Source organism: Microcoleus sp. BR0-C5 (assembly GCF_036705045.1).
Lineage (GTDB): Bacteria > Cyanobacteriota > Cyanobacteriia > Cyanobacteriales > Microcoleaceae > Microcoleus.
The window spans coordinates 56,331-81,688 of record NZ_JAUBTR010000016.1 but is presented as its reverse complement, the minus strand read 5'-3'; the positions used below and the strand labels follow the sequence as shown (position 1 = coordinate 81,688).

Genomic DNA, 25,358 nt, shown 5'->3' with positions numbered 1-25,358 from the left:
TTCCAATGTACTATAATTCAGATACCAACCTTTGTTGGAGTATTTTTTTATGTCCTTGCAAGAGCTTAAAGAAAAAGCCAGCCAACTATCAGTCAGCGATCGCCTTGCCCTGCTAGGTGCGATCGTTCAATCGCTGCAAAGTACACCAGAAATCGAAAATTGGCAATATTTAGTTTCGCGTCCTCATGCTTGGCGCAAACAACTTTATATTAAGGGACGTAAATTACTAGCATCGACTATTTTGCGAGACATGACTGCTAATGGGATGTCACCGGAACAAGCCGCCGAAAACTGGGATTTACCACTTTCTGCTATCTATGAGGTGATTGATTACTGTGAGAATAATCAAGAACTTTTAAAATTAGAAGCAGACGAGGAACGCTATCGATTGGAAGTAAAAGGAGTCCAAGTTGAGTCTACGAATGCTGCTTGACGAAGATACTCAAGCAAAGTATTTAGTCAATCTTCTTGAGGCAGCCGATCACGATGTAGCCACAGTCAATACCTTGGATTTAATGAATCATCCAGATTCAGTCGTGCTAGACGCTGCCAGAGAAAATGAGAGAGTGCTACTTACACGCAATTGTGATGACTTTCAGCAATTGCATCAAGCGAACCCAGAACATTCAGGAATTTTGGCAGTTTATCAAGATTCTGAAGCTTCTAAGAATATGAGTTATCAGGCGATAGTGAAGGCAATTGATAATTTAGAAACAGCCGAATATGAACTCAATAATCAGTTTGTGGTTCTGAATCAATGGAATTATTAACGAGAAAATTTTGGAAAAATGCAAAATAGAAGTCTCATTGTTACCTGCTATTATACAATCTTACGCGCTTCCTTAATCGATCGCTCTTTTTATTTCAACAACTGCTTCTCCCGTTTTACCCGTTGCGCGATCGGGTATTTATAAGGAGATATGCCGATATGCCGATCGACTGCTTAAACATATAAGCGAAAAGTCCGTTAAGGTTATCTGTTTTCAGCCGAGATTAGGCAAGCAAAATCGTTGGCTTTGTTGGTAAGTCCCAGCGATCGCCCATCGGTATAGCACATCACTGCAACCGACCTTATGCTAAGTTATTTTTGGAATGAGAAGCGATCGGCCGCGCCAGCAAAAAAGGAGGATGTACAAAAATGGGTAAAGGCAGGTTAGAAGCATTCAGCGATGGTGTAATCGCCATTCTCATCACCATTATGGTGCTGGAATTGAAAGTGCCCCATGAAGCTGATTTAGCTGCGCTGCGTCCGCTAGTTCCAGTATTTCTGAGCTATGTACTCAGTTTTATTTATCTGGGTATCTACTGGAACAACCACCATCACTTGTTACAGGCGGCTCGGCACGTCAATGGTAATGTGTTGTGGGCTAATTTGCATCTGCTGTTCTGGTTGTCACTCATTCCCTTTGTCACTGCCTGGACAGGCGAGAACCACTTCGCGGCCTGGCCAGTTGCGCTTTATGGCACAGTGCTGTTGTTGGCTGCGATCGCTTACTTCATTCTTACTCGTGTCCTTATTTCTCACCACGGTAAAGATTCCACTCTGGCAATTGCACTGGGGCGAGACTTTAAGGGTAAAGTATCAGTGCTGATTTATACCGTAGCAATCCTGCTTTCATTTGTCAACTCATGGTTGGCTTTCATGCTCTATGTTTTAGTTGCGATCGTGTGGCTTATCCCCGATCGGCGTATTGAGAAAACTCTGAATTCGTGAACAATGTTCAACAAAAAGCCATCTTAGCCCGCTAACACTTCGTTTTACCGATTAACAAATGACAATTCATCAAAACAGACTTTTTCTTTAAGCTGGCAAAAGTAGTTATTACTACTTTTGTCAATACCTCTATACCTTAAAATCAATTGGTGAAGAAACAGGGGAAGCCTAGGCGCTTTGTGAAGGAATTGTTGCACCTGGTGGCGGTACGCTGACCCATCGGCACAACCGAGAAAATGAATCATTTTAGGTTCAAAACCGAGAGATTGAATTCCAGCTTGACGATCGTACTTTCGTCGCGACGGCCGGAACCTTTCTTCATTCTCTGATTTTATTGTAATTCGCCAGTGCGATCGCTATCTCTGAGATGCTTTTGAGAACTGGCATTGCAAGCCATAGCTTGATTGTGCCTAGATAGCAATCACTTTTGAAGTCATTGTAGAAATATAAAGTTTTAATTTTAATAATTTTCGCTGACTTTAGTTCGCTTGGCGTCCAACTTAAAAATTCAACACACAGCAGCCACCAAGACGCGGGCTAGCAGTGTGAACCTTACTTGTATCTAGAGACGGGTGGTTTCAATAATATTTTCTCTACCTTTAGGAATACATAAACCCGCCCTGATTTAACGCCACAAAAATAAAGTTTTGAGTAAAAAGGCAGGGGTGGAAAGTACGAATGCAGATTGTAGGGTTTCCTTGCCTGTCATTCCCAAGTGCGATCGCCGAAGATAAGGGTATAGAAATTAAACGGCTGGTTTTCACCCGCCCTTACACAAAATGAACTCACAACTAGAACAACAAGTAACAATTCTACAAGACGAAACAGCAGCGGCCGGGAATTCAGCCAACCCAACAGTTGAAACTCATGTATTCGCCTCAGAATTTGTAACAGAGGAAAAAGTCAGAGTGGAAGAATTTAAGATTAGCACCGACAGTTTAATTGCTAAAGTCAAAGAACTAATTCAGCAAGGAAAACTCCGCCGCCTCGTCATCAAAAACTCGCAAGGGCGGACTTTGGCAGACATTCCGCTGATGGCGGGATTGGTAGGCGGCGTTGCAGGATCAGTAGTCTTTCCAATTGCTGCTGTACTGGCTACAGTGGGGGCAGTTGTGGCTCATTTGACTGTAGCAATCGAGCGCAAAGAATAGTGATTAGTAATTAAAAATCTTCTCTTCAAGTCCGCGAAGGCGGACTTTGTTTGTTTAGTAGCGATTTCAACCGCCGAATTGTCTGATCAACGCAAATTATCCGGTACTTTCGCCGCAGGTTGGTCTAAATAATTGTAAACAATCCGCGAAATCCGACGCACAAAATCTCTTACAATCGGGTCATTGTAAGGACGTTTGACAAAGATTGCGGCCAAATAACGCTTACCGTTGGGCATATCAATAATTCCCGCATCGCCAACTACAAAGCCGATATCTCCGGTTTTGTCAGCAATCACGGCTCCCGGCCCCAAACCGGAAGGCAAAAGCGTTCTAGTTGTAGTATGCCGCAGTAATTCTAAAGCTTGTTCCCGACTGGATTCAGAAACTAATTTATCGCGAGACAGCATCGCCAGCAACTTTACCATATCCACAGAACTTGTGGTATTTGTTCCTTGAAAATCGCCGAGCCAATTGCGAATTCTGGTATCAGTTAATCCCCAACTGCGAAAACGCTCGTTGAGTTTAGCAATTCCCCCCAAACGTTCAATAATCATATTGGTGGCTGTATTGTCGCTGATGGTAATCATTTTATCTACGGTTTCTCTGATGCTAAACCGAGTTCCATCAGGTTCGTCTTGCATAGTTCCAGAGCCGCTGGCAACTAAGTCGGACTTCATAACTAATGTTTCGTCTAGGCTAACTTTGCCTGCATCTACATCTTGATAAAAAGCAATCAGAATTGGTAGTTTGATGGTACTGGCTGCCGGAAATACTCGATCGCCCTTGATATCCAAATAGTTTCCTGTATCTAAATCCAGAAAAAACATTCCGGCGCTCAGGGATCTATACTGTTCGATCGCACTTTGGATTTGAGGCTTGATGGCTATCATTTCCGAGCCTGTTGACATCGCCAAATCAGCGGAATAGTTTCTCTGATTTCCCGGCGAAACAGTGGGCGTAACTTGACCTGCTGCTTGTTCTATGCCGGTAATAGCTGTGGGGATAAAAGACTCGTTCCCCGCTATTTGCTCTGGATTCGGCAACTGAAAGGACCAGCGCGTGGCAGATTCTCTAATGACTCGGACTTTTTGCGGGTCTAACTTATAACCGGGAGTTAATTGTATCACTAACCTGGTAGTTTCCGTGTCAAACTGCCCGACTCTAATTTGTTGAATAGCTGAGTTGTAGCTTTGAGGACTTTCGGGATACTCCAAGACTATTCCAGGTAAGTCAATTACTAAGCGAGTGGGATTTGCAATGAGTTTGACTTCCGGCTGAACTCCTGAATCCGTAGTTAAATTGAGTTGGTTTTCGCGGGCATCGAAGTGCCAAGATGTTAGTGTATCAGCTTTTGCGGGCAGGGCGATCGAGAAAAGGCTAAGGGCGGCCGGCAACAGCCATCGCAGTTTAGGAGTCATGTGTGAAGAGAAAGAGTTTAACGGCTGCAACGAGAAAGCGGCTGAAAAAACGTTATCAACCGCTTTCGAGGCGAAGCACCTAGCATCATACAGTCAACTCTTGCCCGCAGCCGTAATTTTTTTATTTTCTTTGAGAGTATTCCGTTTCCCGGACTCATATCAAATCCGGTTCTATTACCCCTTTTTCTTCCTGCCTCGTGCAGGCGGACAAAACTTTGTACACTGGCGAATTCTCTTGGCAGAATTATTGTTTTGTAGACACAAATTTTCTTCCTCTGAAATGAATTCAAGTTAGGCGACTTCCCGATTTCTAGCATCTTCAAGGGAGTCGATCGCGGCTTTGAGAAACACTTTTCCTTTAGCAACAAATCGGCGATCGCTCAAAGGATCGTAAGCTTCCCAATTACCGCTAACTTCGCGATCGCGCCACAAAAACCAGCAGCGGTAGATTTCCCCGCTATCTATATCATCGCACAAAGCCAGCCAATCATCCCCCGTCAGAGCGCTGGCATCTAATGCTACCAATTCCACCCATGCAAGTGCAGTGCAGGCATCGATCGCCTCAGCGTCAACGGACTCAGATTTGGTAGCTATAGGTTGTGGCGAACACAGTGTAGACTTCATAATTTCTCCTTAATTCAATTAAATCAATCAATCAATGGATTGCCCTATTTATGGAACTGACCCGGTACGCCAAGTGGAAAAACTGTGTTTTGATAAATTTCTGGTTGGTCAAATTTACCAGCGGCTGATGCTTCTGTTAAATTATTAAGTGTATTAATTGTGAAAATGGCGGCAGTTCCCAAAGCGGCCATTGCCAGTCTGTGTAAGATTTTGTTCATTTGGGTTCTCCTTTTTTGCTTCGTGTATCTACTCTAAAAAGTTAAATCGTCATTAGCGGCGGAGATTGGGGAGTTAAGAAAAACTTTTTCTCCTCAAATATATTCAACTGTTGAAGCCGTTATCAGGACAGAGTTTGAGGAGTCGATCGCCCCAAAAACCTCTCCAAGTAAAATCCCTTAAATTCCGGCTGGCTGACTATCTCCCTTAAAATCGTCTAAAATAGGAACTTAAGGCGTTAACATTTCTAGATTCGTTCCCCTTTCAGTGCAAGCGAAGTGCTCAAGTCAAAACGCGATCGCGGTCGCATTCTCACTGCCTCTGGCTTAAAGAAACTTAACGAGGCGCTCCAAGAATGGTCTGACCGACATAACATTAGAGGTACTCTGACGGAAATCGAGGCTGAATCTGGCGTCGGTGCCGATACAGTCAGCAAAATTAAGCAGGGTAGAGAAGGTGCGGATTTGAGTAAAATTCGCCAGTTGTTCGCGGCTTTTGAAATGAATCTGGCGAATGGCGACCACCGATCGGCTAAACTTGAGGAAGCGGAAAATTTAGACGAGCTGGACAATTTGCCACCAGCGGGGGAAACAGCCACCAGCAGCAGAATTGTTAAAGTATTTGTCAGTTATCGCAGCGCCGAACCCGATCGCGAGTTGGGAAAACAGTTAGAAACGGCCTTAAGCGCGATCGGTCATACAGTTTTCACCGCCGAAAATAACATTAGATTGGGAGATAATTGGTTCGATCGCATTAATTTCTTCCTCCAAGAATGCGATTATTTGCTGCTACTGTTGCCGCCAACGGGAAACCAAAGCGAATTGCTAACATATCAAGTTCAGCAAGCAAAAGAACTACAAGACTCCCGCCCTGACAGAAAACCAATAATTCTCCCCATCCGCGTCGGTTTCCCCCTGAACGCGCCTCTAAATCACGACTTGCGGGGCTATCTGTACCGCATCAAACAGAGGGAATGGAAAACCACCGCCGACACTCCAATTATTATCGAAGAAGTTCTGAATTTGCTAGCAGAAAAACCCGCACCCGTTACAGAAAAAACGGAAGATTTAACACAAAAACAGCTATTAGAAATTAGCAGCGACGAAATACCTCTACCCGCCGCAGAACCAGAATTACCGGGAGGACAAGTCGATGTCGCTTCTCAATTTTATGTAGAACGCCCGCCCATCGAAGAACGCTGTTATCAAACTATTGTGCAGCCCAGCGCCTTAATTAGAATCAAAGCACCGAGACAAATGGGCAAAACTTCCTTGATGGCAAGAATTTTGCATCACGGAGCCCGTCAAGGCTATTGCACAGTGCCACTAACTTTTCAGTTAGTAGATAAAGCCGTATTCGCCAACTTAGATAAATTCTTAAAGTGGTTTTGCGCTTACGTGGGGCGCGAGTTGCACTTACCAAATCAATTAGAAGATTATTGGGACGAGATTTTTGGCAGCAAAGTTAACTGCAAAGATTACTTTGAAAAATACATTTTGCCGCAAATCGACAGTCCTTTAATTTTAGGATTAGACGAGATCGATCGCGTGTTCCAATATCCAGACATAGCCGAAGACTTTTTAGGACTGCTGCGGGCGTGGCACGAAGAATCGAAGCGACGCGACATCTGGAAAAAACTGCGATTAATTGTAGTTCACTCCACCGAAGTTTACATCCCGATGAACATCAATCAATCGCCTTTCAACGTCGGACTTCCCGTAGATTTGCCCGAATTCAACTCTCAGCAAATACAAGATTTAGCAGCGCGCCACAACTTGAATTGGTCGGCGGCAGAAGTTGAGGAATTGATGGCAATTGTCGGCGGTCATCCGTATTTAGTGCGAGTTGCATTATATCACATTTCGCGATCGGGTTTGACACTCGATGAATTAAAACAAAGTGCGATCGCAGATGCGGGAATTTACAGCGACCATTTGCGCCGGCAATTGTGGAACTTAGAAGAATATCCTGAGTTGGCGCAGGGGATGAGAGATATTGTGGCGGCGGATTCTCCGGTGCAATTAAAGGCGATGCAGGCGTTTAAATTAGACAGTTTGGGGTTGGTAAAATTGCATGGTAACGAGTGCGTGCCGAGGTGCGAACTGTATCGACACTATTTTAAAACTAATTGGGGAGTTAATTAATTGGAGATTTTAGCTCGTTAATGACGTAGAATCAGCAGTAGGGGGAAACAGCAGCACAAATATCGCAAAAGAGCGATCGATCCGGCTTTCCCCTGTGCAGTATCAAGGTAAAATAGGATCGATGACTGAAGAAACCGTGACTCTGAGAAAGTCTCTGGACTTAGATAAATTAATTCCACTTCTGCCCCAAGCAGAAGATATTAACTACTGGCGCGATCTCAACCCCAATTCAACTATTTCCGATCGACCATTTGAAGGCTTTTCAGAAGTATCGGGAATCCCAAAAGCAGAAATTGACGAGTACAGGCTGCAACTGCGAGAAGAAGGCTATTTCCAAACACCTAGCGTCATACCTGCTGCGACTATTCACCAGATGCGCGACTGTATAGAAAATGTCCGAAAAGCAGGGTTTCCGACAATGTTTGCCCTCGTCTACGATATCTTCTATCAAGCATTTGGTTACTTTAACTCAACCTTGACAGGAATTTTGGGAAACGGCTACAAGCTAGTTCCAAATTTTTGGGTTTATTACATAGAAACTTCTGACAGCGGCAAAGGATTTGAGCCTCACCGCGACGCCGAGTACGAAAATACTATAGACTCCAACGGTATGCCGACAGTGCTTACTATCTGGGTGACAATTACTGAGGCTAATCCCCTCAATTCATGTATGTACATGATTCCGGCAAACCGCGATCCAGAGTATGCTGAAGCTATCAAAAATCTCAAGACAAAAGCTACTAAATTTGCTTTGGAAGATATCCGGGCTTTACCTACACAAGCTGGTACTGTCTCGTGCTGGGATCAATATGTTTTTCACTGGGGAAGCCGCAGCAGCAGTCGGGCTAAATCGCCTCGAATTAGCTATGCAGTATATTGTCAGCGAGGGGATATTCCACCAGTTGATGATGTGATTGTCGATATCCCATCAGTCCTTGATTTCCCAACGCGGTTATCTCTGATTTGCAGAGGTTTGTATCGCTATTCTTACGCTAGTTTACAGCCATCCCCACAGGCGGAAGCACTGTTAGATTTCTTGACGAAGCATACGGCAAATCTGAAAAAAACTTAATATAATTTTTCCAAAAAGCCAGTCATCTCAATAGCGGTTCCATCGGAATGATTTAACCGCAGAGGACGCAGAGGACGCAGATTCTCCAGAAGAGAGAGATGGGGATAACTAACGAGGATTTGGTATAATTTCTGTAATTAATAATCAGGTGAATGATACCCATGAACGATATTTTTTTTATAACTTCCGATAATTGGCTAGATTGGATAACCGTGTTTGGTTATCTAGGTTTTACTGCTTTCATTGCATGGCGCGTGTTCACCACGTAGATAGATTATGAAATTACCTTCTTCCTCTTCTTCTTCTTTCTTACTTTGCGTCCTACCCTACGGGAACGGCTTCGCCGAACGCGCCTTCGCGGTTCGTTAAATAAACAGTAAAATAAGAAAATAATCAACTCCCCCCTACAGTTATGCCGCCCGTCGAAACTGTTGCAGCAATTCCGAACGATCTGATTTTGCGCTTGAGCATCGAGCAGTATCATGCGATAATTAAAGCTGGCATTCTCACGGATGATGACTCTGTAGAATTGCTGGAAGGTTGGCTGGTTTTCAAAAGGCCCAAAAATCCACCGCATCCAGTCACAACTCGTCTTGTCAGAACAGCTTTAGAGAATATTTTACCTGCAGGGTGGTATGTTGATTCCCAAGAACCGATAACGCTATCTAACAGCGAACCTGAACCTGATATAGTGGTTGTCCGAGGGGATACGCGACAGTATCTCGATCGCCATCCGGGTGCTGAAGATATTGCCCTGATTATTGAAGTATCTGATACGACACTTCAGCGCGATGATCGCACTGTTAAAAAACGGATTTATGCCCGCGCTGGAATTGCGATTTATTGGATTGTGAATCTTGTTGAAGGACTGGTTGAGGTGTACTCTCAACCTCTTGTGGAAGTTGAGCAGCCAGATTACAGTCAAAGGTTGGATTTCGGGCGATCGGCTGTTATACCGATTATTATTGAAGGGATAGAAATTGGGGCGCTCGCTGTTAACTCTCTTTTGCCTTGATTTTGATTGAAAGCTATTTGTTATTGGTTAATTGCTCTCTCAACTTTCGCAAAATTGGTATTTTTTCCAACTGTTCCGATCGCAAACTATCCCAGTTTAACCCAATTGGACGCGGATAACTTGTATTAGTCTCAATTACCCCCTCAGCAGTAACAATCCTATTCAGCGCCCAATCGTGAGCTTGCATCGGTAAACGCAAATCTTCGACTATTTGCAAAGGATGCACTGTTGTCACAATTGGCGTATCGATTTGTACTAACCCGAATTCCTGCAACATCGCCAATTCCAAATCGGCAAAACCTGCACCTTTCCCGGTTCTTCCCCCGTTGCGCGCCACCGCGACACAACCGACTATTACTAAATCGATCGGCTCCATTTCTGCAAAACTTACCAATTTTCCGCAATCGAGAGCTTTGCGGGCGATCGCACTTTCGGCAATTGATATATTTTGCCTCTGCAAATCCTCAGCCGTTAACTCAACAAAACAGCGATCGTCTGTCAATCGCGGTACTGCCATATACAGGCGTTTTCCATCTTGCAAAGCTCGCATCCGCACCGGATTTTGCGCCGCATCTGGATTGCACTTAATCGTTTTTGCTTGTTGCCAAATTGGTAAATTTGCCAATTTTTCGGCAGCTAACTCAGCACCGACAAAGTTGGGAATATGACCAAACGGATCGCCAACAGATGCGGCTTGCTGCTTCAGCAAAGACCAAATTTCTGTTCTTAACTTGTCTTTGTCGTCGTTATATCCAGTCCAATCAGTTTTCATGTTATTAGGCCTTATTGGTGGCGGTAAACTGCGCTAAAATTGTAGGGTGCGTCCGACTTTCGTTATAGGGCAATTATTCGGGGTTGCGGATATGACGCACCTTACTAATTGTGCCAGTTTCGGTAAATGTAAAGAGATATTTTAAATGATGTAGTAGCGGTTGACACCGCCGAATGACTAAAAGGTGATTTTTTTATTGTACCATTTTATCCTATGGATTATACCACAAAACCCAGTTACTATCAAGTCGGTGGGAGTTTGACAAATAACGCTCCCAATTATGTGAAGCGGCAAGCCGACGACGACCTTTATAACGGATTGAAAGCCGGGGAATTTTGTTATGTTTTGAATTCCCGGCAAATGGGCAAATCTAGCTTGCAGGTGCGGACAATTCAGCGGCTGAGAAATGAAGGAATTGCTTGTGCTGCCATCGACATTTCGGAAATTGGCAACCGCGGCGTCACTCCCGAACAGTGGTATGCTGGTTTGCTACGCATTCTCGAAAATAACTTTAACCTGTCGGATATTGTCAACGTGCGGACTTGGTGGCGCGATCGCAATTTTTTAACCCCGGTTCAAAGATTGAGCGAATTCATCGAAACCGTACTCTTACCCAACATTTCCAGCAATATTGTCATTTTTATTGACGAAATCGACAGCATTCTCGCCCTAGATTTTCCCGCCGATGATTTTTTAGCCTTAATTCGATCGTGCTACAACAAGCGCGCCAACAATTCAGAGTTCGATCGCCTAACTTGGGCCCTTTTAGGCGTAGCATCGCCGACGGATTTGTGCCGCGAGCAAAATGCCATCAGCAATACCCCTTTTAATATTGGCAATGCGATCGAATTAACTGGTTTTGACGAAACAGAAGCGCAACCGCTAGCAGCGGGGTTGGCAGAGCTGACAGACAGTTATCAGGAAGTTTTGAGAGAAGTATTGTATTGGACTGGCGGGCAACCTTTTTTGACTCAAAAGCTGTGCAAACTCTTGCTGGAAAATGCAGATTTAATCCCGGATTTACCCCCCCCAGCCCCCCCTTGCCAAGGGGGGGAGTCAGAGCAAGTCAATAATCCTCAAGAATGGGTTGAAAAGGTAGTACGCTTGAAAATCGTGGAGAATTGGGAATCTCAGGATGTTCCAGAACATTTGTCCACAATTCGCGATCGGCTTTTCAAAGAAAACCAGCGCATTGTCAGGAGACTAGGATTATATCAGCACATTTTAGAACAAGCTGAAATTGTCCCCGATGGTAGTGCCGAACAAATGGAGTTGCGATTAAGCGGATTAATCGTTAAGCGCGGGGAAAAATTAACAATTTCTAATCCTATTTATCAAGCTGTATTTAACAAAGAATTAATTGAAGAAAAATTAGAAAAACTCTCGCCTTACTCGGAAGCGATCAAAGTCTGGCTAAATTCTAGCTGTGAAGATGATTCCCAACTGTTGCGAGGGGATGATTTGCAGTCAGCATTAGTTTGGGCGGCAGGAAAAAGTTTAAGAAACGAAGATTTTCAGTTTTTGACTGCCAGCCAGAAAGTTATTTTGAGCGACCAAAATCAACTGCTGCGTTCAGCTACACTCGAAACCAAAAAAGCTGTATGTGATGCCGAAAAAGCTTTGAGTGAAGCTGACTCTGCCAAACAAAAAGCCAAACAGTGGATCGGCATCGGTTCTGCGGTACTGGCAGCATCGTTACTGGCGGCGATCGGCTTTTCAACTCTTGCTTACCAGCGGTTTAAATTAGCACAAGCAAGTATTGAAATCGAACAAAATGGCAGCGATGCTTTACTGTTGGCGGTATCTCAAAAAACAGAAAACACCGAAGCTTTATCAGAAGCTTTACTGAGGGCAATCGCCTCCGGTAAAAAATTAAAAACCTTGGTTAAAAACAAACATAAGCTAGAACAATACCCGGCAACTAGACCTCTGTTAGCTTTACAAATAATTCTTGATAAAATTAGCGAAACACAGGAGAGAAAATCCTCATCACTTCCCAAAACCAAGAGAAATTGGCAAGCTCATAAAGGTGCCGTTACCAGCGTCACTTTTAGCCCAACTCGGCAGACTTTAGCAACCGCAGGAATAGACGATCAAGTTCGGATGTGGAACTTTTCCGGGCAAAAAATTGCTGAATGGAAAGCTTTCCAGCAGTCAGTTAATATGGTAAACTTTAGCCCGAATGGTAAATTTTTAGCGACCGCCGGAAGGGACAGCACAGTTAAAATCTGGAATTTATCAGGTAAAAATATTGCTAATTTGAAAGGAATTAAAGGCTCTGTTACCAGCATCAGTTTTAGTCCCGAAGGAAAGTTATTAGCGGCGGCAGGGATAGACAGCTATGCTGCAATTTGGGATTTGTCTAAACTGCCACAATTAGTATCGTCTAGCCTGAAACTCCCAGGTCACAACGGCTTAGTGAGAAGCGTAAATTTTAGCCCAAAGGGCGATTTCATGGCGACTTTAGATGGCAAATCTACAGTGCGACTTTGGAACTTGTCGGGCAAGCTGAAAAAAACACTGCCTATTCAGGCAATTGGGATCAGTTTCACTCCGGCTCAACACCAGTATCGCTTTGCTACAGTAACATTAAATGGCAAAGTTGGGCTGTGGAATCTGTCAGAAAAAGAATTAGTTAAGGAATTTCAAACCTTGCATTTTGATGCGAAATCAATTAGTTTTAGCCCCGACGGAGAACGGCTGGCTACAGTGGGAATTGACAAGACAGTGCGACTGTGGAATTTAGCGGGGCGACAGGTGGCTCAATTTGAGTTCGAGGAGAATGTTGTTAGTGTCAGTTGGAGTGGAGACGGAAAGCAAATTGCTGTAGCTGGAAGCAACGGCACTGTCTGGCTGAGGCAGGTTGAAGGGTTAGAAGAATTGCTGAAGCAAAGCTGCAATTTTTTCACCAGTCAACCGAAGTATTTTACCAGAGTTTCAACTCTCTGCAAGTAGGGACACGGCAATGCCCAAAGCGTGTCAACTTAAGCTGTCAGCCCGCCAAGTCCGTTAGTCATCCATTAAGTCCGCCAGGGGTTGAAACCCCTGTCTAATAGCGAAAGTCCTCTCAAAGAGGACTGAAGAGAAGAATCTCAACTCATTAGTCCTCTTTTAGAGGACTAATGAGTTGAGGCAGGGGTTGAAACCCCTGCCGGACTATTGGTTGTACCTTAAGTTGACACCTATGGGCAATGCCATGTCCCTACTAATGACTATCAATTTACTTTAACAGGCGAAACACTTACATTAGGATTTGTAACTCTTTTTAAGAGTTCTTGTCGGGCTTGTTCGGGATTTTGACCTTTGGGTACTTGATATAATAATCTACAGGAACCGTCTTGAGGATTAGCTGCACAAATAATTAGTTGACCGTTGGACGATGCACCTGCTGTGACAATATTCTCCCAGCTTCCTTGCGGTTGCGAGTTGTTGAGAATTCCTGAGACTCTGGTACACCGAGTAATCGCATCTTCTCCTGATTCATTGAAATAGTTATCAGCTAGCCACAAAATAACGGGAATATTTTTGCCTTGTTGGACAGCAATTGTAGCGGGGCGGCCGCCAGCAGCGCCGCAGAAGAATGAAGGCGCTTGGGCAAAGGCTGGACTGTTTGCTAAAATGGGAGCAGCAAGGGCAATAATTGACGCGCTAAAAGCTGACTTTAAGAGCCGAAATTTCATGAGCAGTAATAAGCTTTTTCATTTAAGGTTACTAATAGTCTAAAAAGTTAAACTGTTTGTTGCCGGGAAGATTAGGCATTTAGAGAAAAAAATAAAATTTATTTGGCAAATTTTTGCCTTCGCACCCACTGGCCTCATCTCAGCCAAAACTCAGGGAAAAATGCTCCCTGACAAACACCGACGGCAGAAAATAGATGCAGCGCTAGGGGGCGCAGGCGCCAAGGTATAGGGTAAAGGAGTGGTTTTTCACCTTTTTTTGCTGAGCCTCGCTGTTCCTGATGCCGTCCCACCTAAACTGGAACCTGTGTTAACATCGAAAAAAATATTCTCTTTAATAATCAACAATGGGCAATGTTCTGGTGCTGAACGCCTCCTACGAACCCCTTAACATCACCAATTGGCGAAGGGCGGTAGTTTTGTTGCTGAAAGGAAAAGCAGAACAGGTAGAACACAACGGGAAATTTATTGCGCCAAACTTCCCGCTACCAACTGTGATCCGACTCAGGCATTACGTCCGAGTTCCCTATAAGGATATTCCGCTAACCCGCCGGAACATCTTGCACCGGGATGCACACTCTTGTCAATACTGTAGTTATACGGGGGACGATTTAACCCTGGATCATGTAATTCCCCGATCGCGCGGAGGAGGCGACAGTTGGGAAAACCTCGTCACCGCCTGCGTGCGCTGCAATGTCAATAAAGGTAGCCGCACGCCGAAAGAAGCGGGAATGCCGCTGCGCTATCCGCCTCGGAAACCTCACAGCGGTCTTTATTTTGAAGTGACTAAACACGTTAAGAGCGGTATGCACAAAGAATGGCAAAAATATGTAATAGGCCTTTAAAACCCCTGTCAGCGCAAGCGCGGGGGTTTTTTGCGGGAGTTATTAGTTCTGAGATTGCTTCGTTCCTGGCAACACACACTCTCTGCATGAATTAAAAAAGTAAAGAGAGAATTTACGCTCTTAAATCAGGTTTCTCGTAATAAGTATGGGCTTTGACAACGAGGCATCTACAAAGAAACCGGGTTTAAGAGCGAATGTCGCGCCAATCCTAAATAGTTAAATTGTTAATTTTTAATGATGAAAGACCACGCCCTTACCAATTCCGATGGAACATCTGGCAACCGCGAAGGTGAACTTGAGGCCAGCAGCGAGGTTGTCGCCGAAGTAAGTGCGCCTGCGAAACGGCGCAGCAAAGCCGAAGTTGCTTCCGAAGAGAATCGCGGCCGTCTCCGCGAGGAATTGCACGATCGCAAAGTCGAGCAATTGCGCCAAATGTTCGATCGGCACAAAGGCACTCGCCAATTAATATTGCTGCAAGATTTTCCAGATCCCGACGCACTTTCCAGCGCTTGGACTTACAAATTAATCGCCGAACAATACGATATCCTCTGCGAGATTATCTACGCCGGCGCCCTCAGCCACCAAGAAAATATTGCCTTAGTTAAATTGACAGGGTTGCCGTTGCAGCGCTGGACGGTGGAAACAGTAAAAACTAAGGATTTGTCCGTGTTTCAGGGCTGCGCTTTCATTGACAACCAAGGGACTACTTGTAACTTAACCCAGTATATTTTAGCGGCCGGAGTTCCGATCGCCGCCGTCATCGACCACCACAATTTGCAGGGGGAAATGAACGCAGAATTTACCGATTTGCGCCCTCAAATCCGCGCTACAGCCACGATTTTTGCCGAGTATTTACAGTCTGGACTCCTAAGTCTCGACGCCAGCGTCAGTCTCCACATCAAGTGCGCTACAGCTTTGATGCACGGTTTGCGATCGGATACGATCGCCCTCAGACAAGCTCAGGAGGAGGACTTTTTAGCGGCTGCTTATTTGAGCCGGTTTTACGACCCGCAGTTGCTGAATGCCGTGTTACAGTCGTCTCGTTCTAAGTGGGTGATGGATGCGATCGAGCGATCGCTCAAACACCGCACTGTCCAGAACAATTTTTCGATCGCCGGCATCGGCTACCTCCGTTATGACGACCGGGATTCTATTCCCCAAGCAGCGGACTTTTTAGTAACAGAGGAGAACGTACATACAGCCGTTGTTTACGCAATTGTTCACGACAAAGACGAAGAAATTGAAGTAGTAATTGGCTCGCTGCGAACCAATAAACTTACTCTCGACCCCGACGAATTCATTAAAGAAGCCTTCGGTCAAGATGCTCAAGGACGCTTTTTTGGTGGCGGTCGAAGTCAAGCTGGAGGTTTTGAAATTCCCGTGGGATTTCTTTCTGGCGGGAATGAGAACAGCGATTATGCAAGGCTAAAATGGGAAGTATTCGACGATCAGATCAAGCAAAAGTTGCTGCATTTAATTAGCCCTAAAGACAATCCTGTTTACGATCATTAACTCTGGGGTTTCTAGGTGCGGTCTTGATTCCAGCAACAGTCGGGGAATGCGATCTTGGGGTTCTGCTTCCGGTTGCTACGAGGTTTTGCCGCGTTTTTTTCTCATTCCGGGCAAAATCTCAACTTGACAATCAATCATCGACGCACTCCCACTCTCATCAACCGGGTTTTTTATACTTTTATTGAGGGTTTGAACGAAGTAAGAAGGTTAAACAACCCGGTTGATTATTCCAGGAGTAACAATAATAAATTTTATCCCTATTGGCAAAAATTACAAACCCAAAAAACCGTTTTTTCAACTATTGTATAGGGAGGTAAAGAACGAAGTATTTTGGTAAAACAACCAAGTTTCGGGGCAAATTTAGTTTTATTTATTTTACTAGAATTCCTAACATATTTTTGAAGTTTTAACAATTATACAGGGCTAGGTTTTTGATATTTTCCTATAAATTACCTAAATAAATCACCATGTATTATAGTTGGTGCAGGAGATTTTCGCTAACTTATTATAAAAAAGCGCCGTACAATAAGCCACATATAGCCATCCTAAATCCTTGGTAAATTTCTTACTCCCTCCCCTTGATAAGGGGAGGGTTGGGGTGGGGTAAAAAATTTACGACTCCTGCAAGGATTACTAAGCTGTTGTGCATTTAAATTGTATATTTCGAGTCCCGCTCAAAAATCGTCAAATCCTCTCCCCCTCTCCTCTTCTCCCCCTCTCCCTCTCTAATACCATAGGCAATCTAGATGCAACACAGCTTATAGACAGGGAAAAAATTAAATTCTTGGCTAAATCACATAAAAAATAAAATTTGTACACTTTTAGTTTTTTTTATTTAACATAAAGTGTTGGTTTCGTTCCTCAATCAATCAAACAAGCAGTTGCTACGACCTAAAACAAATTATTATTATTATTATATTTATTATATTTATTTGTCGCGGGTTAGAATAGTATAAAAATGCTTGACAAAAAAAGGAACACCGAGATGTCTACAAAACAGACTTTCTCTTGGTCGTTAGAGAAAATCATAGAAAAAATTTCAGAAATTGCACTTCAAATCAACGAGGTCGGTGATCTGGAGACAATTTTGCAATGTGCGGTAAAAGAAACCAGGATGCTGCTGCAAACCGATCGCGTGATTATTTATCGCTTCCTACCAAAAGGAAATGGTGTAGTATTGGCTGAATCGGTTGATGCCCAGTGGCCGCGAATCCTAGGAAAACAGATTTATGATTCTTGCTTTGAAGCCAACTGGGTAGAGCGTTACAGCCAGGGAGAAACGAGTGCCATTTCTGATATTCACGCTGGTGATCTTCAAGCTTGTGATGTCGAATTGCTCTCGCGCCTCCTGGTTCAGGCAAATTTAGTTGTGCCAATCTTGCTAGATGGCAAACAGCAGCAATCTCCAAAGCTTTGGGGACTGTTGATTGCTCATCAATGCCAAAGTCCGCGTCAGTGGGAACCTCTCGACGTTCAGATCGTGCAACACGTTGCAGTGCAGCTTGGGTTGAGGATGCGGCACTTGGAATCTCACCGCCCGGTGCTGGCGCCCAATCAACCGCCAGAACTCGAAACAGAACCGAATCAAACTGCGATTAATACAGAAAGCGCGCCAAGAGTCAATCATCAAAATTGCCTGCAACCAGACTTTGCCTATTCCCCTAGCGGAGATATTTTTCACCTCAGTGCCTTTGACTTGTTGCAAAACCCGATCTGGATATTTGATATTGAAAAGTTGCAAATGCGATGGGCAAACCAGACATCTTTACACCTGTGGAATGCTTCGACGCAGCAGCAGCTCATAAGTCGCAACTTTAGCGATATGTCAGAGTCTACTCGGATTCGCTTGCAGAGCAATCTACAGCAGTTTAAGCAAGGCAAAACCTTGTCCGAGCAGTGGACGTTTTATCCGGGCGGTGAGCCTGTTTCTGTCGGCTGTCGGTGCTCTGGCATCAGGATTGACAGCGGGCGTTTGGCAATGCTGGTAGAGGGGATGGTTGAAACTACCGATCAGATTGAGCAGGAAACCTTGCGATCGATCGAGGCACTCCGACACACCACGCTGATGGTTTCGCTGTACACCCTCGAAGGTGTGCCGCTGCTGCAAAACCCGGCGGCCTTGCGCTGTTATGGGGATATGCAGCCGCCTCACTCTGCGACAGACAATGCTTTTGTGAGCCGCTTTGTTGACTCTCAGGTAGGAGAGCGAGCAATGGCAGTTCTTAAGTCCGGTGAGGTCTTTAGTGTTGAGGCTCAAGTTATTACTCTGGCGGGAATTCGCTGGCATGGGATGGACGTGCGGTGTACCGACGACCCGGTAACAGGCAACCCGATGTTGCTCGTGAACGAAAACGACATTACCGACCGCCAGCAGACAGAAACAGCCCTGCAAAAGAGTCAAACCAGGTTGTCAGAAGCCCAGCGGGTTGCCCACATCGGTAACTGGGAATGGGACGTACTTACAGGTAAAATTACCTGGTCTCCCGAACTCTTCGAGATTTTGGGACGATCCAGGGCCCTAGGCGAACCTACTTATGAAGAAAACCTGCGGCTTTACCATCCCGAAAGTGCCAAACAGCTACACCTGGTAGTTCAACGAGCACTCACTCACGGAGAGCCTTATCTATTGCGCCTCAGAATCGTGCGCCCGAATGGTTCTATCCGCCATACCGAAGGCAGAGGACAGGTTCAGCTCAATGCAGAGGGAAAAGTCATTCGGTTGTTTGGTACATGCCAAGACATTACGGATCTTGTCCAGGCAGAAACAGAACTCAGAGAATTGAGTACAGCTCTTGCTAATGCCGTTGAGGGCATCTCGCGGCTGGATATTTTCGGACGGTACATCACCGTTAATCAAGCCTACGCGAATCTAGCAGGTTATCAGCCTGAAGAAATGGTTGGTATGAGTTGGCAGAAAACAGTTCATCCCGAAGACTGCGACAGGATGATGGCCGCTTATCAAAAAATGCTAGCCTGCGGCCGAGTGGAGGTTGAGGCCCGGGGTATCCGGAAAGATGGCTCGATATTTTACAAGCAGGTGGTGATGTTGGCAGCCTACGACTCGCAGGAGCGATCGATCGGGCATCACTGCTTTATGAAAAATATCACCGATCGCAAGCAAGCAGAAGCAGCATTAAAACAAGAGTTCCAGCGTCTGGCTGTGGTGGTTGCCACCCAACAGGAAATCGCCACCCCCAATCCTAACCTGGATGCAGTGATGGCGGTGATTACCGATCGAACTCAAAAATCGCTCGGTGCCGATGGGGCCGTGATTGAAATGCTGGAAGGGGATGAGTTGGTGTATCGGGCAGCGAGCGGTATCGCCAGCGCCTATGTTGGATTACGGATCAAAGTAGCGACAAGTTTATCGGGAAAATGTATTGCGACCGGCAAAATCCTGCTTTGCGATGATTCACAAACCGATGCACGGGTGGATCAGGCTGTCTGTCAGCGCATTGGTATCCGGTCACTGGTGGTTGTTCCCTTGTTCTATCAAGACGATCGGGTTGGCGTCTTAAAAGTTGTTTCAGCTACACCCTGTGCCTTTACAGAGTCAGATATTCATACCTTACAACTGATGGCGGGGTTTTTGGCGGGTAGCCTGCATCTGGCTTCAGAGTTTGATGCTAAAAACATTCTCCTGAGTCAATTGCTCGAAAGCGAGGAACGGTATCGTTCTGTGATTACAAGCATGACTGAAGGCGTCATACTTCAGCTAGCAGACGGACAAATTACTACCTGTAATGCCAGTGCCGAAAGGATTATAGGGCTGACCCCCGAACAAATGATGGGCCGTACATCCATAGATTTAGACTGGCGAACCGTTCAGGAAGATGGCTCTCCCTTCCCCGGCGAACAGCATCCGGCAATGATTACCCTACGGACGGGACAACCGCTATCAAATGTGGTGATGGGCATTCACAAATCGGATCAAACGCTGACTTGGATTTCGATTAATTCGCAACCGCTGTTCCAGATGAATCAGTCTCAACCCTATGCAGTAGTAACGACTTTTGCTGATATTACAGAACGCAAGCGGGCAGATGAGATGCTAAGACACCGGGCGGAACGAGAAAGATTAATTGCTACGACAGATGGGTTAACACAAGTAGCAAACCGCCGCTGTTTTGATGAGCGATTGCAGTCGGAATGGCATCGGCTGATGCAGGCAAAACAACAGCTTTCGTTGATTATGTTGGATGTAGATTATTTCAAGCGATATAACGATTGCTACGGACATCAAGCTGGGGATACTTGTTTGGTGAAAGTCGCGAAAGCTGCAGCAGCCTCGGTTAAACGTTCTACCGATTTGTTTGTGCGGTATGGGGGCGAAGAATTTGCTGCTATCCTGCCGAGTACGGATGCTGCCGGGGCAATCGCGGTTGCTGAGTCGATGCGTCAGGCAATCCGAGATTTGGCAATCCCTCACGAGCAATCTGATGTTAGCTCGATCGTGACTGTGAGCATGGGAATTGCTAGCATGGTTCCCTGCTGTGAAAAATCGCCGAATGAACTGCTCCTGGCATCCGATCGAGCATTATATGATGCGAAACGACAAGGGCGTGATCGCTACACAAGCGCCAACCCGATAACAGCGCCAGAGGTTAATCCAGTTGTAGAATAGGCAAAAGGTAGGTATATCCTAGATTGCTCCTAGAAAAACGGGCACCAATGCCTGGAAGTATTAATATATGGTTATTTATCTGATCCGGCACGGTATCGCCGCCGCACCCGAAGAATATGATACAGACTCTGAACGCCCGCTGACTAAAGAGGGCGATCGTAAAACCAGGAAAATTGCCCAACGGCTGTACGAACTCGAAATTCAGTTTGACCTGATTCTCACCAGTCCCCTACTGCGGGCCCAGCAAACCGCCCAAATCCTGCAAACAGTCGGTTTGAGTTCCCAAATAGAAGAATCCGCCACCCTCGCACCTTCAGGAGACATCGGGAACTGGCTGGAGTGGTACAAACAGTGGCAGGAAATAGGTAGCCGCAGCTTGGCCCTGGTGGGCCACCAACCCGACTTAGGCAACTGGGCCGAAACTTTGCTTTGGGCTCGATCGCAAGATGCCCTGATTCTCAAAAAAGCAGGTATCATCGGCTTAATCCTCCCGGAGACCGGCTCCCCAGTCGGCCGCAGCCAAATGTTTTGGCTAACTGCGCCCAAGTTTTTGCTGCCCTAGAAACAGCGAACCGCCCCGACAGTAACAGGACGCGCCAGCCCTCTTAAAACCGCATTCTGGCACGGCGAAACCGGGTTTGAGGGGTGACAATACGCAGCGGTGCGATCGGGCTGTCTCTTGAAAAACCCGGTTTCTGAACCCCAATTAAATGATTATTTGTCAAGACTGTGACACTATCTTCGTTTCTGGTAATGTACTTTTAGTAGATTGAACTCACACAAAACGGTATCGCAATGGTCGTCGGCGAATTCAAACCAGGTTTAGAAGGTGTTCCCGCCACCTTGTCCAGCATTAGCTACGTCGATGGACAAAAAGGGTTGCTGGAATATCGCGGGATTAGCATCGAGGAACTGGCACTCAAAAGTTCCTTTCTGGAAACTTCATATTTATTAATCTGGGGGGTACTTCCGACAAAGGAAGAACTAGAAGCTTTCGAGCATGAAATTCGCTATCACCGCCGGATCAAATATCGCATCCGGGACATGATGAAATGCTTTCCAGAAAGAGGACATCCAATGGACGCCCTGCAAGCTTCAGCGGCCGCCTTGGGCTTGTTCTACTCTCGCAGAGCTCTGGCTAACCCGGCATACATTCGAGAAGCTGTAGTGCGACTGCTAGCTAAGATTCCCACAATGGTAGCAGCGTTCCAGCAAATGCGACGGGGAAATGACCCGGTGCGGCCGAGGGATGACTTGAACTACTCGGCTAACTTTCTTTATATGCTCAACGAGCAAGAACCCGATCCGCTGTTAGCTAGCATTTTTGACACTTGTCTGACTCTCCACGCTGAACATACAATTAATGCCTCTACATTTTCGGCAATGGTAACAGCTTCGACGCTGACAGACCCTTACGGAGTGATTGCTTCAGCAGTTGGCACTTTGGCGGGGCCACTGCACGGGGGAGCTAATGAAGAAGTGATTGATATGTTGGAGCAAATTGGTTCGGTAGAAAACGTGCGGCCTTTTGTCGAGAAGTGCGTTGCAAATAAGGACAAAATCATGGGTTTCGGTCACCGAGTTTACAAGGTGAAAGATCCGAGAGCAACTATTCTTCAGAGGTTAGCGGAACAGTTGTTTGAGAACTTCGGCCGCGATGATTATTACGACATTGCTGTCAAGTTGGAAGAAGTGGTTGAAGAGAAATTGGGTCACAAAGGAATTTATGCAAATGTAGATTTCTATTCTGGTCTGGTTTATCGAAAAATGGGAATTCCGCTGGACTTATTTACACCAGTTTTTGCGATCGCCCGTGTTGCCGGCTGGTTGGCCCACTGGAAAGAACAGCTAGAGGCAAACCGCATTTACCGCCCAACTCAAATATATACGGGGACTCACGGTGCTCCTTATATTGCGATCGAGGACAGACTCCCCTCCTAAAGCAAAATTATCAACCCATATCTGAAAATTGTGAGAGAAACTGTTTTGCTTTCGTGAAGCTTTGAATTAAAAATTGCTTTCGCGTTGCGAGTCAGGAAGCAATCTCTGTCTGCCAAAAGCTGCCGTGCTGGGTTGCACCCCTCTTGTATGTTGTGCTGTTTGTTGGCGACAATAGCAAGAAGTGACGATTTTCAGGAACTCCGGTCCTCAGACTTGCGGGTCTGAGGTTTTTTATGGCCCTAAGTAATATCAAATCCACGCTTCATCGGAATTATTCATCTCTCTGGGATCTCCCTCTGCGTTCTCTGCGCCCTCTGCGGTTAAATCTCTTAATTCCACAGCCTCCGCATCTGCGTTACCAGGAAGAGCCTGGTAACGAGTAGACTAGCTAAATCTAAACAGATTGAGCTACATGATGGCGGCTGGTCAATTTATCCAATTGATTCACCAACAAACTGAGGAACAATCCTACATCGGTAACAACTCCAATAGACTCGATCGAACCCCGATCGCTCAATTTCGTCACCACCGCCGGATTAATGTCCACACAGACCATCTTCACACCAGCCGGCGTCATATTTCCCACACCAATTGAGTGCAGCATAGACGAAAGCATTAACACCATATCTGCACCTCGTAACAGCTCAGTATATTCTTCTTGAGCCTTAACTAAATCCATTTGCGTGTCAGGAAGCGGGCCGTCATCGCGGATCGAACCGGCAAGAGAAAACGGTATATTGTTCTTTACGCACTCATACATCACACCGTTAGTAACCAGCCCTGCTTCAACAGCTTTTGCAATACTCCCGTAACGTCGCACAGTGTTAATTATCTTCAAGTGGTGCCGATGTCCGCCACGCACAGCAATACCGCGTTTCATGTCAACCCCTAAAGAGGTTCCCATATTCGATTGTTCCATGTCGTGAACTGCGATCGCATTTCCGCCCAACAACGCTTGCACGTAACCTTCGCGAATCAAATGCGCTAAATGTTCGCCACCGCCAGTGTGGATGACAACAGGCCCTGCGGTAACTACAACTTTGCCACCCCGATCGCGAATTTGGCGCAATTCCCACGCTACTTGTTCCACCACCAATTCTACCCGGCGTTCGCTAGAAACGCTGCCCGACATAAAGCTGAATTCTTGAGAATTGCGCTGTTCCCGCGATTCTGTTTTGCGGATGGTGCGGATGCCGACCACATCAACAACTACTTTTTCTCCTACTTTTAAGTCGCGCAATAATTTGCATTTAGCCACTGGGCCATCAGCGGTTTCAGTAATAGCAACAGCACCATCCATCCGCTGATTTTGCGCTTTCACCCACTGACCATTTACCCGCACTTCCGTGGGATAAATCGTACTAACATAAAAGTCGTCCGGGCCAACGCCATCTTGCACTACGGGTTCTAAAATAGCGTCGCAAATCTCTTGTGGTGGCGGCACTGCACCCAAGTCGATCAGCATTCCCATCATTTCTTCCATCACATCGTGGGAAGGAGCCGAAACTTTAACGTCCGCAGATGATGTGCTTTGCCGCTGCTCTCCCAGATTGAAATTGAGCACTTGGAAACTGCCACCGAGATCGACAATTAAGTCTAAAGCGCGGCTGATTAAACCTGCATCGAGCAAGTGACCTTCCATGCGAATTGTGCGGCTTTCTACCATCACGTTTGCCGATCGATCTTCTTGCACCGGTTCCGTTACCCGCAGCGTCAAACACTTACAGGCGCCGCCCGCTTTCAGAAATTCGCTCATCGGCGTTTCAATTACTTGAAAACCAGCCTGCGTAATGCGCGTTTTCAAGGCTTCGCTAACCTTGTTCATTACCACAACTTTGTCAATATTGACCGCATTGCAGGCAAAATTTGCGGCATCGGCTTCTTCAATAGCAATGCGTTTTTCCGGCGCAACTCGCATTTCGATTAAGCGGTTGGAATACGAGTCAAATGCTGCTGGATAGTAGAGCAAATAGCCGCCTGTTAGAGGACAAAAACAGGTGTCTAGGTGGTAGAAACGTTCGTCAACTAAACGCAGCGAAAGCACTTCTATGTTGAGCCATTTTGCTAGTAACGGGTGCGAGTCGAGTTCGGAACGGAATCCGTATCCGGCCCACAACCAACGTCCTTCGCGATCGAGCAAAGCATCGCCAGCGCCCTCAAACGGCAAGTCTTTCGGGAGTTCGTGCACGGTGAAACCTTTGCTTTCAAACCATGCTTTGAAATAGGGTTCTTCGCCTTGGCGTTCTTTGTGATAGAAACGGCTGAGGACGAAGGTATTGCCTAAAAGTAAGCCTGCGTTGGCGGTGAAAACCATATCCGGCCAGCCTTTTGCGGGCGGTACGAGGTCTACAACGGCGTTGTCTTTGAGGACGTGGTAAAGTTTTTCCCACTGTTCGACGGCGCGATCGCGCGATGATTTGTGGACATTTCCCTCCATCCACGGATTAATCACGTAATCCACATCGTAGTGGTCGGGAGCACACATGAGGAAGCGAATTGAGTCAGTCATAATTCAGTTAAAATGTGGTAGACGCTACAGCAGACGTATGTTGACAGAGTTTGTATAATAGCAACTGTAATATTCACTACTAATTTTAGCAGCGCAACGTCTGGAGCCTCAAAAGGCTAACTTT

At 45.9% G+C, this 25,358-nt stretch carries 19 protein-coding genes; 13 read left to right on the top strand and 6 right to left on the bottom strand.

Features of this window, described 5'->3' with window-relative positions:
* The first annotated feature begins 49 nt into the window (after nucleotides 1–49).
* The 4 genes from QUB08_RS10555 (at nucleotide 50) to QUB08_RS10540 (ending at nucleotide 2,865) form a co-directional block, all read left to right on the top strand.
* The gene (locus QUB08_RS10555; RefSeq protein ID WP_333224695.1) at nucleotides 50–433 is read left to right on the top strand and encodes a hypothetical protein; all 384 of its coding nucleotides are present in this window, start codon (nucleotides 50–52) and stop codon (nucleotides 431–433) included.
* Nucleotides 423–770, top strand: coding sequence for a DUF5615 family PIN-like protein (locus tag QUB08_RS10550; protein ID WP_333224694.1), 348 nt, complete (start codon nucleotides 423–425; stop codon nucleotides 768–770). The genes QUB08_RS10555 and QUB08_RS10550 overlap by 11 nt, the downstream gene beginning before the upstream one ends.
* A 368-nt stretch (nucleotides 771–1,138) precedes the next feature.
* Nucleotides 1,139–1,714 carry a TMEM175 family protein gene (locus QUB08_RS10545; protein ID WP_333224693.1) on the top strand — a complete coding sequence of 192 codons (576 nt, stop codon included), beginning with the start codon at nucleotides 1,139–1,141 and terminating at the stop codon, nucleotides 1,712–1,714.
* A gap of 779 nt (nucleotides 1,715–2,493) precedes the next feature.
* A complete protein-coding gene (locus QUB08_RS10540) occupies nucleotides 2,494–2,865 on the top strand; it encodes a DUF4342 domain-containing protein (RefSeq protein ID WP_333224692.1) in 372 nt (123 codons plus the stop codon).
* An 86-nt stretch (nucleotides 2,866–2,951) separates the two neighbouring features.
* On the opposite strand, the gene QUB08_RS10535 is transcribed toward QUB08_RS10540, so the two are convergent.
* The 3 genes from QUB08_RS10535 to QUB08_RS10525 form a co-directional block, all read right to left on the bottom strand.
* Nucleotides 2,952–4,283 (bottom strand): serine hydrolase, encoded by a 1,332-nt coding sequence (locus QUB08_RS10535; protein WP_333224691.1) that lies wholly within the window; start codon nucleotides 4,281–4,283, stop codon nucleotides 2,952–2,954.
* A 291-nt stretch (nucleotides 4,284–4,574) separates the two neighbouring features.
* Complete coding sequence (locus QUB08_RS10530; protein WP_333224690.1) at nucleotides 4,575–4,907, bottom strand: hypothetical protein; 333 nt, start codon at nucleotides 4,905–4,907, stop codon at nucleotides 4,575–4,577.
* 44 nt (nucleotides 4,908–4,951) lie between these two features.
* The gene (locus QUB08_RS10525) at nucleotides 4,952–5,125 is read right to left on the bottom strand and encodes a hypothetical protein (protein WP_333153126.1); all 174 of its coding nucleotides are present in this window, start codon (nucleotides 5,123–5,125) and stop codon (nucleotides 4,952–4,954) included.
* Nucleotides 5,126–5,401: 276 nt separating this feature from the next.
* On the opposite strand from QUB08_RS10525, the gene QUB08_RS10520 reads away from it, so the two are divergent.
* From QUB08_RS10520 to QUB08_RS10510, 3 genes are all read left to right on the top strand, one after another.
* Entirely contained in the window at nucleotides 5,402–7,267 is a 1,866-nt protein-coding gene (locus tag QUB08_RS10520; protein ID WP_333224689.1) for an AAA-like domain-containing protein, read from the top strand.
* Between the two features lie 121 nt (nucleotides 7,268–7,388).
* Entirely contained in the window at nucleotides 7,389–8,339 is a 951-nt protein-coding gene (locus QUB08_RS10515; protein WP_333224688.1) for a phytanoyl-CoA dioxygenase family protein, read from the top strand.
* 412 nt (nucleotides 8,340–8,751) lie between these two features.
* Nucleotides 8,752–9,354, top strand: coding sequence for a Uma2 family endonuclease (locus QUB08_RS10510; RefSeq protein ID WP_333224687.1), 603 nt, complete (start codon nucleotides 8,752–8,754; stop codon nucleotides 9,352–9,354).
* Nucleotides 9,355–9,367: 13 nt separating this feature from the next.
* Here the strand turns inward: QUB08_RS10510 and QUB08_RS10505 are convergent, their stop codons facing one another.
* Entirely contained in the window at nucleotides 9,368–10,126 is a 759-nt protein-coding gene (locus QUB08_RS10505) for a 5-formyltetrahydrofolate cyclo-ligase (protein ID WP_333224686.1), read from the bottom strand.
* Nucleotides 10,127–10,339: 213 nt separating this feature from the next.
* On the opposite strand from QUB08_RS10505, the gene QUB08_RS10500 reads away from it, so the two are divergent.
* The gene (locus QUB08_RS10500; RefSeq protein ID WP_333224685.1) at nucleotides 10,340–13,081 is read left to right on the top strand and encodes an AAA-like domain-containing protein; all 2,742 of its coding nucleotides are present in this window, start codon (nucleotides 10,340–10,342) and stop codon (nucleotides 13,079–13,081) included.
* A 260-nt stretch (nucleotides 13,082–13,341) separates the two neighbouring features.
* Here QUB08_RS10500 and QUB08_RS10495 read toward each other — a convergent pair whose 3' ends face one another.
* Nucleotides 13,342–13,806 carry a COP23 domain-containing protein gene (locus QUB08_RS10495; RefSeq protein ID WP_333224684.1) on the bottom strand — a complete coding sequence of 155 codons (465 nt, stop codon included), beginning with the start codon at nucleotides 13,804–13,806 and terminating at the stop codon, nucleotides 13,342–13,344.
* 344 nt (nucleotides 13,807–14,150) lie between these two features.
* Between QUB08_RS10495 and QUB08_RS10490 the strand changes: the two genes are divergently transcribed.
* The 5 genes from QUB08_RS10490 to QUB08_RS10470 all read left to right on the top strand — a co-directional run bounded on the left by QUB08_RS10490 (nucleotide 14,151) and on the right by QUB08_RS10470 (nucleotide 22,725).
* A complete protein-coding gene (locus QUB08_RS10490; RefSeq protein ID WP_190659271.1) occupies nucleotides 14,151–14,648 on the top strand; it encodes an HNH endonuclease in 498 nt (165 codons plus the stop codon).
* 234 nt (nucleotides 14,649–14,882) lie between these two features.
* The gene (locus tag QUB08_RS10485; protein ID WP_333224683.1) at nucleotides 14,883–16,160 is read left to right on the top strand and encodes a bifunctional oligoribonuclease/PAP phosphatase NrnA; all 1,278 of its coding nucleotides are present in this window, start codon (nucleotides 14,883–14,885) and stop codon (nucleotides 16,158–16,160) included.
* A 985-nt stretch (nucleotides 16,161–17,145) separates the two neighbouring features.
* Nucleotides 17,146–20,784 carry a diguanylate cyclase domain-containing protein gene (locus QUB08_RS10480; RefSeq protein WP_333224682.1) on the top strand — a complete coding sequence of 1,213 codons (3,639 nt, stop codon included), beginning with the start codon at nucleotides 17,146–17,148 and terminating at the stop codon, nucleotides 20,782–20,784.
* A gap of 67 nt (nucleotides 20,785–20,851) precedes the next feature.
* Complete coding sequence (gene sixA, locus QUB08_RS10475) at nucleotides 20,852–21,346, top strand: phosphohistidine phosphatase SixA (RefSeq protein WP_333224681.1); 495 nt, start codon at nucleotides 20,852–20,854, stop codon at nucleotides 21,344–21,346.
* A gap of 233 nt (nucleotides 21,347–21,579) precedes the next feature.
* On the top strand, nucleotides 21,580–22,725 hold the full coding sequence (locus QUB08_RS10470) for a citrate synthase (protein WP_333224680.1): 1,146 nt from the start codon (nucleotides 21,580–21,582) through the stop codon (nucleotides 22,723–22,725).
* Nucleotides 22,726–23,119: 394 nt separating this feature from the next.
* On the opposite strand, the gene argZ is transcribed toward QUB08_RS10470, so the two are convergent.
* On the bottom strand, nucleotides 23,120–25,234 hold the full coding sequence (gene argZ / locus QUB08_RS10465) for a bifunctional arginine dihydrolase/ornithine cyclodeaminase (RefSeq protein WP_333106884.1): 2,115 nt from the start codon (nucleotides 25,232–25,234) through the stop codon (nucleotides 23,120–23,122).
* Nucleotides 25,235–25,358: the final 124 nt, after the last annotated feature.